12 protein-coding genes are annotated in these 12,459 nt (G+C 39.7%); 3 read left to right on the plus strand and 9 right to left on the minus strand.

What is annotated here, in order from left to right; translation table 11 throughout:
- Positions 1-2 precede the first annotated feature (2 nt).
- A complete protein-coding gene (gene pth, locus RWU19_RS02020; protein WP_002315906.1) occupies positions 3-563 on the minus strand; it encodes an aminoacyl-tRNA hydrolase in 561 nt (186 codons plus the stop codon).
- A gap of 352 nt (positions 564-915) precedes the next feature.
- On the opposite strand from pth, the gene RWU19_RS02025 reads away from it, so the two are divergent.
- Both RWU19_RS02025 and RWU19_RS02030 read left to right on the plus strand, forming a co-directional pair.
- Complete coding sequence (locus RWU19_RS02025; protein ID WP_002287399.1) at positions 916-1,890, plus strand: L-lactate dehydrogenase; 975 nt, start codon at positions 916-918, stop codon at positions 1,888-1,890.
- Between the two features lie 169 nt (positions 1,891-2,059).
- Positions 2,060-3,457, plus strand: a complete 1,398-nt coding sequence (locus RWU19_RS02030) for a L,D-transpeptidase family protein (protein ID WP_002329834.1) — start codon at positions 2,060-2,062, stop codon at positions 3,455-3,457.
- A gap of 80 nt (positions 3,458-3,537) precedes the next feature.
- Here RWU19_RS02030 and RWU19_RS02035 read toward each other — a convergent pair whose 3' ends face one another.
- Positions 3,538-4,260 (minus strand): YebC/PmpR family DNA-binding transcriptional regulator, encoded by a 723-nt coding sequence (locus RWU19_RS02035; RefSeq protein WP_002290927.1) that lies wholly within the window; start codon positions 4,258-4,260, stop codon positions 3,538-3,540.
- A gap of 78 nt (positions 4,261-4,338) precedes the next feature.
- Entirely contained in the window at positions 4,339-4,845 is a 507-nt protein-coding gene (locus tag RWU19_RS02040; RefSeq protein ID WP_024635044.1) for a VanZ family protein, read from the minus strand.
- Positions 4,846-4,966: 121 nt separating this feature from the next.
- Here RWU19_RS02040 and RWU19_RS02045 point away from each other — a divergent pair, with 121 nt between their 5' ends.
- Positions 4,967-6,766, plus strand: coding sequence for a M3 family oligoendopeptidase (locus RWU19_RS02045; RefSeq protein ID WP_123837802.1), 1,800 nt, complete (start codon positions 4,967-4,969; stop codon positions 6,764-6,766).
- Positions 6,767-6,834: 68 nt separating this feature from the next.
- On the opposite strand, the gene RWU19_RS02050 is transcribed toward RWU19_RS02045, so the two are convergent.
- The 6 genes from RWU19_RS02050 to rsgA all read right to left on the minus strand — a co-directional run bounded on the left by RWU19_RS02050 (position 6,835) and on the right by rsgA (position 12,370).
- The gene (locus tag RWU19_RS02050; RefSeq protein WP_123837801.1) at positions 6,835-8,391 is read right to left on the minus strand and encodes an NlpC/P60 family protein; all 1,557 of its coding nucleotides are present in this window, start codon (positions 8,389-8,391) and stop codon (positions 6,835-6,837) included.
- A 254-nt stretch (positions 8,392-8,645) separates the two neighbouring features.
- Positions 8,646-9,155 (minus strand): rod shape-determining protein MreD, encoded by a 510-nt coding sequence (mreD, locus tag RWU19_RS02055; RefSeq protein WP_002315901.1) that lies wholly within the window; start codon positions 9,153-9,155, stop codon positions 8,646-8,648.
- 3 nt (positions 9,156-9,158) lie between these two features.
- Positions 9,159-10,013 (minus strand): rod shape-determining protein MreC, encoded by an 855-nt coding sequence (gene mreC, locus RWU19_RS02060; protein ID WP_002293051.1) that lies wholly within the window; start codon positions 10,011-10,013, stop codon positions 9,159-9,161.
- Between the two features lie 155 nt (positions 10,014-10,168).
- Positions 10,169-10,807, minus strand: a complete 639-nt coding sequence (locus RWU19_RS02065; protein ID WP_123837800.1) for a thiamine diphosphokinase — start codon at positions 10,805-10,807, stop codon at positions 10,169-10,171.
- On the minus strand, positions 10,808-11,458 hold the full coding sequence (rpe, locus tag RWU19_RS02070; RefSeq protein ID WP_123837799.1) for a ribulose-phosphate 3-epimerase: 651 nt from the start codon (positions 11,456-11,458) through the stop codon (positions 10,808-10,810).
- Between the two features lie 12 nt (positions 11,459-11,470).
- The gene (gene rsgA, locus RWU19_RS02075; RefSeq protein ID WP_002315897.1) at positions 11,471-12,370 is read right to left on the minus strand and encodes a ribosome small subunit-dependent GTPase A; all 900 of its coding nucleotides are present in this window, start codon (positions 12,368-12,370) and stop codon (positions 11,471-11,473) included.
- Positions 12,371-12,459: the final 89 nt, after the last annotated feature.

Raw genomic sequence — 12,459 nt, forward strand, 5'->3', positions numbered from 1 at the left:
TCTCAATTGAATTGATTCATCGCATCCACGAACGAATGCCCTTCTATGAGATATTCGACTGCTTTAACAGATTGAAATATGCTTTCTTCTATCAAAGGCTGGTTTTCTTTGCTGAAAGGACTAAGCACATGTTGGACCACTGTTTTTTTTCCTTCTGGTCTGCCGATTCCCACCTTGATTCGATCAAAGACATTCGTATTCAAATGGGAAATGATACTTTTGATACCATTATGCCCGCCGGCACTCCCCTTTTGACGGAGCCGGATCTTTCCTACTGCCAGATCCAAATCATCGTAGATGACGACTAATTCTTCTGGATAAATCCCAAAATAAGTCATTAACGGTCCGACTGCACGACCAGATTCATTCATAAATGTCTGTGGTTTGACTAGAAGGATCTTTTCTCCATTATGAAAAAATTCGGCAACTTCTGCTTCGAATGGATTTTTTTTGAAAGTAGCTTGATGTTCGCGTGCAATTTGATCCACGACCATAAAGCCGATATTGTGTTTAGTATATTGGTATTTGGTACCTGGGTTTCCTAACCCGACAATCATTTTCATTTTTGTTTTTCCACCTAATTCTAAAAACAGCACAAAAGGCTGGACTGCTAATTAGCGGTCCAGTCCATCGAGCTTTTTTTCTTTTTTATACTGTCAATGTATAGTATACCACAAAACAAAGCGTTTCGGCTAAAAGAGAATCGTTAATAAATGATAAAGAAATTAAAAATTTCTTCAAAGTTTAATGAAATAATTGATTTATAAAAATAGTGAAATAACGCACATGTAAGCTTTTACATATAATACAACCTTGTTATCTGTTATATTTTATAGCCAAATAGCGTGACATGGGGCTTGAGAAATGTTAGCATAAGCATGGGAAAAAACAAATCAATGGAAGGATTGATACTAAATGACTGCAGCTGCAGAAAAAAAAGATCATCAAAAAGTTATTCTTGTTGGAGACGGCGCCGTAGGTTCTAGCTATGCCTTTGCTCTAGTTACTCAAAATATTGCTCAAGAAGTAGGTATCGTGGATATCAATACTGCTAAAACTGAAGGAGACGCAATTGACTTGTCTCACGCTTTGGCATTTACTTCACCTAAAAAAATCTACTCTGCTACTTACGCAGACGCACATGATGCTGACTTAGTTGTTATTACAGCTGGCGCACCACAAAAACCAGGTGAAACTCGTTTAGACTTAGTAAACAAAAACTTAAAAATCAACCGCGATGTTGTCACACAAATCGTTGAATCAGGATTTAACGGTATCTTTTTAGTTGCCGCTAACCCAGTAGATATTTTGACTTACTCAACTTGGAAATTCTCAGGTTTCCCTAAAGAACGCGTTATCGGTTCAGGTACGTCTCTTGACTCTGCTCGTTTCCGTCAAGCACTTGCGGAATTAGTTGACGTTGATGCACGTAATGTCCATGCTTACATCTTAGGTGAACACGGAGATTCAGAATTCCCAGTTTGGTCACATGCAAATGTTGCCGGCTTGCAAATCTATGAATGGGTGAAAAACAACCCTGAAATCGATGAAGAAGCTATGGTTAACCTATTCTTCGGCGTACGTGACGCTGCTTACACAATTATCGAGAAAAAAGGCGCTACTTTCTATGGTATCGCAGTAGCATTAGCACGTATCACTCGTGCCATCTTAGATGATGAAAATGCTGTTCTTCCTTTATCAGTCTTCATGAATGGCGAATATGGATTGAACGACATCTACATTGGTGCACCTGCTGTTATCAACCGTCAAGGTATCCAAAAAGTAATCGAAATTCCTTTAAGCGACAGCGAACAAGACCGCATGGCTGCTTCTGCTAAACAATTAAAAGAAATTCTAGATGAAGCTTTTGCTAAACTAGACGCTGAATAATTTTTGAATATGACGGAAAACATCTAAACGGTGTTTTCCGTTTTTTTATTTTATCACTCTTCTGGTTTCTAAATTTTTTCATAAAGAAGAGATAACCTTCGTCTTTTCGTCTAAATTATGCTATCATGAGACCGTTCCACCCTAAACTTTTACTTAAGGAGTTGTCGATATGACAAGATCTTCGCATCGAAAAAAATCGAAACATGTTGCTTTGCTTTCAGCTCTTGGTGTTCTCTTAGTGCTGATTAGCTTTTATACCTATCGCAGTACATACTACACAAAACATTTTTTGCCGAATACGGAAATCAACGGAATAAATGTCAGCGATCTAACAGTCGAAAAAGCAAATGAAAAATTAAAAGAAGCTTATTCCGATAAAAAATTAGCTATTAAAGAAGATGGAAAAGTCTGGCAGGAAGTACCAAAATCTGAGCTCGGCTATAAAGATGATTTCACTTCTGAGCTTTCTCCGATCCTAAATGAACAAAACGGATGGACTTGGGGAATGACTTATGTTTCAGCAGCGGAAAAACAAGAAATCGATCCTATCAGTCAAGACCACCAGAAACTGGATACTACCGTTCAGACATTGACAACTAAACTGACTGATCTGAATAAAGACCGGACACCTACAACTGATGCAACAATTGAAAAATCAGGCGACTCTTTTGTTATCAAGCCTGAAGTCAATGGAAATACCATCAACGTCGATGCTGCGGTCAAACAAATAAAAAGTGCAGTAAATTCCGGTAAAGATACGATTGAATTAACTGAGTTCAAAGAAAAACCAAAAGTAACCTCCGGAGACAGTTCACTGAAAGAACAGCTCGAATCCATGAATGCTATCGCAAAAGTAAAAGCTACTTACAGTATAAACGGTGAGACTTTCCAGATCCCATCAAGTGATATCATGAGCTGGCTGACCTACGACGGAAAAGTCGATTTAGATACAGAACAAGTACGTCAATATGTAACAGATTTAGGCACAAAGTATAACACAAGTACGAATGACACAAAATTTAAAAGTACAAAAAGAGGAGAAGTTACGGTCCCAGTTGGCACTTACAGCTGGACGATCCAAACAGATAGCGAGACAGAAGCGTTGAAAAAAGCTATTCTGACAGGCCAAGACTTTACTCGTTCTCCGATTGTGCAAGGTGGCACAACCGCTGATCATCCATTGATCGAAGATACGTATATCGAAGTTGATCTAGAGAACCAGCATATGTGGTATTATAAAGACGGAAAAGTAGCCCTTGAAACAGATATCGTTTCCGGAAAGCCATCTACACCTACACCTGCTGGGGTCTTCTATGTTTGGAATAAAGAAGAAGATGCAACTTTAAAAGGAACAAATGACGACGGAACACCTTACGAGAGTCCAGTAAATTACTGGATGCCGATTGATTGGACAGGTGTTGGTATCCACGATTCTGACTGGCAACCTGAATACGGCGGAGACTTATGGAAAACCCGCGGTTCACATGGCTGTATCAACACTCCGCCAAGTGTAATGAAGGAATTATTCGGGATGGTCGAAAAAGGAACACCTGTATTGGTCTTCTAACAAAAAAGAATTGATAAAAAGAACGCACCTGTACGAATCGTACAGGTGCGTTCTTACTTATTATCTCAACTATGCGCTGCTTACATTTCAGCAGCAGTAAAGACTTCTGAGACATCATCATCGTCCTCTAGCTTATCTACTAGACGTTCCAATTGCTCCCGTTGTTCCTCATTTAAATCGATCGTCGTTTGTGGGATCATCGTCAATTCTGCTTGCGCTAAAGTGAACTCTTTTTCCAGCTCATCTCGTACAGCAGCAAAATCTTCTGGTGCAGTATAAATCTCGAACACTTCAGGAGAAGTTTGCAGATCTTCTGCCCCCGCCTCTAATACATCTTCAAACATCGTCTCTTCATCCACAGCCAACCCATCGCGTTCAATGACGATATACCCTTTACGATCAAACAAGTAACTGACTGAACCCGTTTCTCCCAGTGACCCGCCGTTTCGAGTAAAAGCTACTCGGACATTTGTCGCTGTCCGATTACGATTATCCGTCAATGCATGGACTAAGATTCCTACTCCACCCGGACCATATCCTTCATACGTGATTTCATCGTAATTTGTTTCATCTACGGCACTGGTAGCCTTTTTAATCGCCCGTTCTACATTGTCGTTTGGCATATTTGCAGCTTTTGCTTTGTCCACAACAAGCCGCAGAGCTGGGTTCATGGATGGATCAGGACCGCCTGCTTTAGCTGCCATATAGATTTCACGAGAAAGTTTCTGAAAGACTTTTCCTCGTTTCGCATCTTGGGCATTTTTTCTTCCTTGGATATTATGCCACTTACTATGTCCTGACATGATTTTTCCTCCCTTGTTCTTTTGAGAATACACTTCTATTCTAGTACTATTTCACAAAAAAACAAAGCCACAGCCAATCTATAAACGCTTCTTGAATGCCGCAAAAAGCACACATAATACCACAGCAGTCAGAGCACCGATCGAATCCAACATGACATCTTGGAACATAGGTGTTCGTCCACCGGTCATCATCTGATGGAATTCGTCCAAACCTGCGTACCCTGTTGCTGAAAGCCAAGCAAGGATCGCTGTCAGCCACCAAATTTTTAGTTTAGGGAAAACACCTAAAAACAAGCTGCCACCCAAAACAAAATAAGTAGCAAAATGTGCGCCCTTTCTTAAAAAGAACTCTACAAATTTGGCATAGCCCAGATGGTCGATACTCACGATACTTCCACCATAATTAAAACGTATACCTGCTAATGTGTCCTTAAATGGCTGATTAGGAAGCCAGCTTTCTAATCGCGAAACTTGTGATTGCTGTCCGTAAGTTTGAGAAGAACTGTAAAATAAGATGGCAACGACTATAAGTGCGATCACTAAATAAATATTTCCGTTTTTCAGTTGTTTTTTTGAAGAATTCATAAGTCACCTCTGTATTTATCTTAGACTTTTTTTGAAGAAACAACAATCATTTTCATAGAGACTTCTTCTATAAAAAAGTGCTATACTTAATTTTGTATTACAATATGAAGGGAGTTTTTTCATGAGTTATTCATTAAATTGGGATCTAGATTCTATTTTCCCCGGAGGAAGCCATTCTGATGCTTTGAACCAACGGATGAAGCAATTGGAAGACCAAACGAACGAATATTATCAACGTGTAACAAAATGGTCACCTAGTTCTGACAAGGCAGAGCAGCTAAACGCGATTCTTCAATTGCAAGAAACGATTACGAACGGCTTTACCCAATGCAACAGCTATATTACTGCATTGCTTTCTGCCAATGTCAATGATTCAGATGCAAAGATCTTATCAGGTAAGCTTTACGCCATGCTTCCTCGTCTACAATCAGCCGAAACAGTATTGTCGAAGAAATTTGCAGAAATATCTGACAATGATTGGAATCAGATGCTTTCCCAAGGTTCGTTTGAAACAATCGCATTTCGTTTAAACGAGATCCGTCGTGACGGTTCACAATTATTATCAGAAGCTGAAGAGAACATTATCAACACGCTCTCATTAGATGGTCTAAATGCTTGGAGCAGTCATTATGATACGATTGTAGCCAGCATTTCGATTCCCTTCGAACAAGATGGCCAAGTAGTCGAATTATCTGCTGGCCAAACCTTCAATAAGATGATGGGCGATCCAGATCCAAAAATCAGAGAAACACTTTTCGCAGCATGGGAAAAAGCATGGAAAGAAAAGGCCCCCCTCTTCACAGATACTTTGAATCATTTAGATGGTTTCAGACTTTCTAACTATGAACTTCATGGCATCACGGATTTTCTGCAAAAACCATTAGAATACAACCGTTTGAAAAAAGAAACATTGTCTGTCATGTGGGAGACGATCCAAAAAAACAAACAACCCCTTGTTGATTACTTGACTAGAAAAGCCAATCTTTTCGGTAAAGAAAAAATGGAATGGCAGGATCAAGATGCACCTATTATTTTAGGCGATTTGAAAGAAAAAGCCTTTAGTTTTGACGAAGCAGCTGCATTTATTATCGAAAACTTTAATAAATTCAGTCCAAAAATGGCTAAATTCGCACAATCTGCTTTTGAAAAGAGCTGGATCGAAGCAGAAGATCGTCCTGGAAAACGTCCTGGTGGTTATTGTACTGAGTTACCAGAAACAAAAGAATCAAGGATCTTTATGACCTACAGCAATTCTGTTAATGAGGTTGCGACACTTGCTCATGAATTGGGGCATGCTTTCCATAGCAGCACGATGTGGGACTTGCCTTCTTTAAATCGTGAATACGCAATGAATGTCGCAGAAACAGCAAGTACATTCGCAGAACTGATCGTAGCCGATGCTACATTAAAAGCCGCAAAAACAAAAGAAGAAAAAATCAATTTGCTAGATACAAAACTGCAAAATGCTTTAGCTATGTTCATGAATATCCATTCTCGATTCATTTTTGAGAATCGATTCTATGAAGCACGGCAAGAAGGATTAGTCTCAGAAGATAAGATCACAGAGATGATGGTTGAAGCACAAAAAGAAGGCTACCAAGGAGCTTTAGCCACTTATCATCCATATTTCTGGGCTGCAAAATTACATTTCTTTATTGATGACGTACCGTTTTATAACTTCCCATACACCTTTGGCTACCTGTTTAGTTTAGGCATTTATGCTTACGCTAATCAAAAAGGGGCAAATTTCGAAGAAGAATATATCCATTTACTACGTGATACTGCTTCAATGACGACGGAAGAGCTTGCAAAGAAACATTTGAATGTCGATCTCACTCAACCAGATTTTTGGCAAGCAGGTATCGATATGGTGATGGAAGATATCCAAACGTTCATGGAATTGACAGAAGAATTCATCTGATTTCTATTTTCTCTCAACAAAAAAAGAGTTAGCCCTTTTCTGGACTAACTCTTTTTGATTAATCATTCTTACATGCTGACAGCAAAGTCAGGTGCAAACCATTGAACTGAACCAACTTTTACGCTTTCGCCTGGTTGAGGAGCATGGATATATTGTCCTCCGCCTAAAGCAATCGCTACGTGGTAAGTTCCGCCTGGTGAACCCCAGAATAATAAGTCTCCAGCTTTTGCTTGAGAAACTGATATTTTTGTTCCAGCTGATTCTTGAGGAACTGTCCAACCACCAATGTCACGACCAGTTACTTGCAAGTAAACATAGCGTGTGAATCCTGAGCAGTCAAATCCACTTGGATCTTTACCGCCCCAAACATATGGAGTACCGATATATTTGTAAGCTTCTGCTACGATTGCTGCACCATTCACACTTCCAGAAGGTGTTGGTGTTGGTGTTGTATTAGTTGTGTTATTAGTTGCATTACTACCAGTACTGTTCCCAGGATCAACACTTTGATCTGTTGATGGTGTTGTAGGCGCAGGTGTTGTTGATTCTTCTGTTGAAGATTCAGGTACAGTTGTTGACTCTTCTGTTGTTGAAGATTCAGGCACTGTTGTTGATTCTTCTGTTGTTGAAGATTCAGGCGCTGTTGTTGATTCTTCTGTTGTTGAAGATTCAGGAACTGTTGTTGATTCTTCTGTCGTTGAAGATTCAGGTGCTGTTGTTGATTCTTCTGTTGTTGAAGATTGAGCAGCTGATGATGATTCTTCAGTCGTTGAAGATTGAGCAGCTGATGATTCTTCTGTTGCTGAGCTTTGTGCAGTTGATGAAGCTTGAGTAGCTTGTGCTTGTGCTTCTGCTTGTTCGCGTGCTTCTTTTTCAGCTTTTTCTTGTGCTGCTTGTTGACGTGCTTGTTCTGCTAGACGTTGTTGTTCACGAATGCGTGCTTGTTCTGCTTCTGCTTCTGCTTTTTGGCGGTTCAAGTCAGCTTTCTTGTCTTCAGCAGTTGCTTGTTCAGCAGCTAATGAAGTTTTCAGTACGTTCAAATCAGCTTGTTTAGATAAAAGATCGCCTTTTTGAGATTCCAAAGCAGCTTGGTTTTCAGCTAATTCTTTTAGTTTAGCATCGTTTTCAGCTTTTTTGTCTTCTACAGCTTTTTTATCTTGTTTTTGTTGTTCCATCAAGTCGTTGTTTGCTTTTACCATCGTTGTCATTGCTTGAACGCGTCCGATAGCATCTGCTAATGAATCAGCATTCAATACAGCGTCAATATAGTTTGAGCTTGTATTGCTTACTTGTGCTTCACGTGCTTGTTTTTGGATTGTATCTTCACGTTTTTCAATACGTTCTTGTAAATCTGCAATATCTTTTACTAATTGTGCAGATTCTTGACGCAATGTGTCTTGTTTTGCTAATAGATCTTGTGCTTGTGTGTTGATTTCAGAAACTTGGCTTTCTAGGGCATCGATTTGTGATTGTGCATCTGCTTGTTGGTTTTTCAAGTCTGCAATCTTTTGATCTTGTTGTTGTATCTGAGAATCAAAATCGTCCGCCGCGGCAGCGATCGGTGATGCTACGGCAGTCAAGGTCATTGAACATACCATTACTGCTGATATTAAACTCTTTTTCACTCTTCATTCCTCCGACTGGCTTAATTTAATAAATATCTAAATATATTTAAGTCTTTCTTAACGATATAAAAATTGTACCATAGCAGTATGTCAGCGATATAATAGTTATGTTACAAAAATGTTTCAAAACAACCTCTAAAAATGACAAAACTGTTCGTTTCAGAAAATGATCATGAAAAAGGCATGCTAAGACGGGCTTTTTTTAAGATAACAACAATTCTTTTTTACTTTCAGAGGAAAAACAAAAAAAGAAATTATTCATCACTGAATAATTTCTTAAATGGAAAAATGAATAATACAAAAATAATCATGTTCAACAGCAGTGTAGGCCCTAAGAACCTTGTAATAAAATACGTGTTATTTACTACTGCTAGTTTAAAAATCAATTGGACCACCATCGTAAACAGTTCATACCCCGTGACAAAGATAATCATACTGAAAAATTCAGTAAAGATGTTGACGTGGATAACATCTTTCATTACATACATCAACCATACGATCAAAGGGAGAGCTACGGCATAGATACCGATAACACCGATATAGTAAACATCATAGACTGCACCGAGAACAATCGTGGTGATTAGCAAATAGCGTTTTTCAAATGCCATACTGCAACATAACAATGCCAAGATCAGAAAGTGGGCATTTGACATATAACTGCCTTTCGACCACTCTCCTAGCATTCTTGTTAAATGGCCATCTATCAACATCAAAAAGAAAAGAACGATTGGCAGATAGTACTTCATTGTTTCTTTTTTCAACATGGACTAATCCTCCGCTAGCCGTTGGACAATCGTCACAACTGACACATCATACATTTCTGCATAAGGTTTCACATAAACTTCCCGATCCAGGCCATAACTGTCTGGTTTCGTTTTGATAACCGTACCGATCGGCAAGTTAGCTGGAGAATTTCCTCCAAGACCGGATGTCTGAACAACATCCCCTTCTTTGATATCCGTATCACCAGTCAATTGGGTCACCACTAATGCATGGAGTTTTTCATCATAGTTTTTAAGCAAACCGAATGCTTCGCCATTAGCCGAAGATACCCGTACTGGAAAATGATTGGAGCTTTCGTTAGAGGATGACAGTAATTCGATTTTAGACGAAGCTGTATTGACTTCGATCACTCGGCCGATCAATCCTTTTTGCGACATGACTGCCATATTTGCTTCGATACCGTCTTTAGAACCCTTGTCTACGATCAGCATGTCCTGCCAGCTATCTGGTGAACGGGTAATGACATTTGCCGTTACTTTTTCGTAACTCGTCAGCGTCTGGTTCAAATCAAGTTCTTTTTTCAAAGATTCGATTTCTCTCTCGTAATTCTTGTTTTGCTGTGCAACGTCATCATAGCTATCGATTTTTTCTTTTAGCCGTTCATTTTCGGCATAAGTTGAAAAAAGATTATGGACAGAATCTACTCCGTTTCGCACCCACCGTACTGGGGCAGAGATTGTTTTATCAACCATTGCAACACTGTCATTAACGATGGATTGGAAGAAATTAGGCTTTCCTTCATTCGCTCGCTGTGCAGCGGTCACACTTAGTATCGTCACCACGATGATAACAATAACCAAGGTAATAATAATATTTTTATTAGGATTGAACTTCTTCACAAAGACACCTCGAATTAATTAGACTCTTGTGTTCAATTTTATCACTAAATGTCGGGAAACAAAAGGCAAGTTGCTCCTCTTAAGCTTTTTTTTAGTAAATAATAGATTCTGTCATTTTTAGCCTGAAAGACAAAACTTTTCCTTTTGTTCATTGGTCAGTCTTTGCTTTGAATAACTGCAATCATACCATCTGAAAAAGAAAATTCAGCGGTATCTGAAAGAAACTCGTTACTTGCATAAGATATCGGGTATTCAACTGCTTTATTTTCCAATACATACTTACTGCCTTTCAATGTAAGAGCCGAGACGGGCGTCAAACAGCAATAAGCTAGATACTTCATACTTGGAACCTGTCTTACTATATGCTTTCCAGGCAAATAATAAGCCAAATAATTTTGACGATCTCTAATAATAAGCTGATGGGCAAACGGTTTGAATCGAGGTTCCAGACCTAACCAGAGATTGGCTAAAAGATGATCCAATCTTCCGCCTGTGGCGCCGATCAAAGTGACTTCAGCTTGCGGATAACGTTCAAATGTCTTTAAGATCCCCAATTGTGTATCTGTATCGTCTTTTTCTGCGGGTGAACGGGCATACTCTTTGGCTTTTGCAAATACTTCCTCCTGCTCTTCGTTCGACAATGAATCAAAATCACCTACTGCCAGATCTACTGGGTAGCCTGCTTGAAGCAGATACAGCGCACCACGATCTATTCCGACATAGGCATCGTATTTGGTCAGTAGAGGCTGCGGCCAGTTTTCCGGATTACCTCCAGCAGCTAATAAAATTTTCATTTAATTTAATGCCTCTTTTAACCGTTCGATTTGTCCGACTGGATTTTCGGCTCCATAGATATATGATCCTGCAACAAAGACATCCGCCCCTGCATCTTTACAGATTTTTGCTGTTTCTGGAACGATTCCGCCATCTACTTCGATTGCATAAGACCAAGTGTTCTCTTTACGTAGATCAGCGAGTTCTGTGATTTTTTCTACCGTTTCTTCAATAAAGCTTTGTCCGCCAAACCCAGGATTGACAGTCATGACCAGCACTTGATCAGCCAAAGGCAAAACATGTTTGATCATGGAGACTGGTGTCCCCGGATTAATAACTACTCCAGCTTTGACACCTAAGCTTTTTGTCATTTGGAGTGCCCGATGGATATGAGGAGTTGCTTCTACATGAACAGTAATGATATCTGCTCCAGCTTTCGCAAATGCTGGAATGTAATTTTCCGGATCAACGATCATCAGATGGACGTCTAGCGGTAATTTAGTGACAGGTCGGATTGCCTGAACAATATTTGGCCCTAACGTGATATTTGGGACAAATTGGCCATCCATGACATCTACGTGGATGTAATCTGCGCCTCCTTTTTCTACTAACTCAATATCTCTTTGCAAATTGGCAAAATCTGCGCTCAAAATGGATGGTGCTATTTTCATTCTTGGTTCCTCCTATTTTCGTTTACCTTCTTTTTTCGTATACATGGGTTTTCTTTTCTCGATTTCTTGTAAGAATTGCAAATAATTATCGTAACGTGTCTGTGCGATACCACCTGTTTCTACTCTATGTTTCACTTCACAGCCAGGTTCTTTGGCATGCATGCACTCCCTAAATTTGCAATGGGCAGAAGCTTCCACAAATTCCGGAAATTGTCTTGGCAATTCTCCTGCTTCGATAGTCAAAAAGTCAATCGAGCTGAATCCTGGTGTATCTGCTACTAACCCACCGTAGATAGGGAGCAGCTCCACATGCCGTGTTGTATGACGCCCTCTTCCAAGTGCATCAGAAATCTCTCCTGTTGCTAAATTCAGTTCTGGAGATATTTGATTCAGTAGTGTTGATTTTCCTGCTCCAGACTGTCCCATGAAGACCGATAGCCGTTCTGGAAAGTAACGGATCAATTCTGTCGTGTCACCCGCATGATTGGGTACAATCACTGGGTAGCCTATCTTAGTATAGGTTTGTTTGATTTCTTCGATTGTTTTCGGGTCGTCTGACAAGTCGGTCTTCGTCAAAAAAATGAGCGGTTCGATTGATTCATATTCCAAGGTAACTAGAAAGCGGTCAAGCAGATTATAAGAAAATGCAGGTTCCACGATACTTGTGACAATGATTCCAAGATCAACATTTGTGACTGGCGGGCGAACTAATTGATTTTTTCTCGGCAAGATTTCCAGAAGATAGCCGTCTGTTTGATTTTCACTCTCAAAGATTACCTGATCTCCGACAAGCGGCGTGATTTTCCGATTCCGGAAATTCCCTCTTCCTCTTGTTTGATAGGTTTCTCCGTCTGCGTATACATAGTAAAAACCGCTGATTGCTTTTCTGATTTGTCCTTTGATAAGTGCCACCTCCGTTTTTGTTTATTTTACCATATGAAGAGGAAAGTAGGTGTCGTTCCACGCAAACTTCTCAAAGTAAAAGGCTTGAAAACTAATCA

Source organism: Enterococcus sp. 2STP (assembly GCF_032465635.1).
Taxonomy (GTDB): domain Bacteria; phylum Bacillota; class Bacilli; order Lactobacillales; family Enterococcaceae; genus Enterococcus_B; species Enterococcus_B lactis.

Coding starts and splice junctions, on each gene's coding strand:
- pth (WP_002315906.1), bottom strand. CDS start 563: ATGAAAATGATTGTCGGGTTAGGAAACCCAGGTACCAAATACCAATAT.
- RWU19_RS02025 (WP_002287399.1), top strand. CDS start 916: ATGACTGCAGCTGCAGAAAAAAAAGATCATCAAAAAGTTATTCTTGTT.
- RWU19_RS02030 (WP_002329834.1), top strand. CDS start 2,060: ATGACAAGATCTTCGCATCGAAAAAAATCGAAACATGTTGCTTTGCTT.
- RWU19_RS02035 (WP_002290927.1), bottom strand. CDS start 4,260: ATGTCAGGACATAGTAAGTGGCATAATATCCAAGGAAGAAAAAATGCC.
- RWU19_RS02040 (WP_024635044.1), bottom strand. CDS start 4,845: ATGAATTCTTCAAAAAAACAACTGAAAAACGGAAATATTTATTTAGTG.
- RWU19_RS02045 (WP_123837802.1), top strand. CDS start 4,967: ATGAGTTATTCATTAAATTGGGATCTAGATTCTATTTTCCCCGGAGGA.
- mreD (WP_002315901.1), bottom strand. CDS start 9,155: ATGTTGAAAAAAGAAACAATGAAGTACTATCTGCCAATCGTTCTTTTC.
- RWU19_RS02065 (WP_123837800.1), bottom strand. CDS start 10,807: ATGAAAATTTTATTAGCTGCTGGAGGTAATCCGGAAAACTGGCCGCAG.
- rpe (WP_123837799.1), bottom strand. CDS start 11,458: ATGAAAATAGCACCATCCATTTTGAGCGCAGATTTTGCCAATTTGCAA.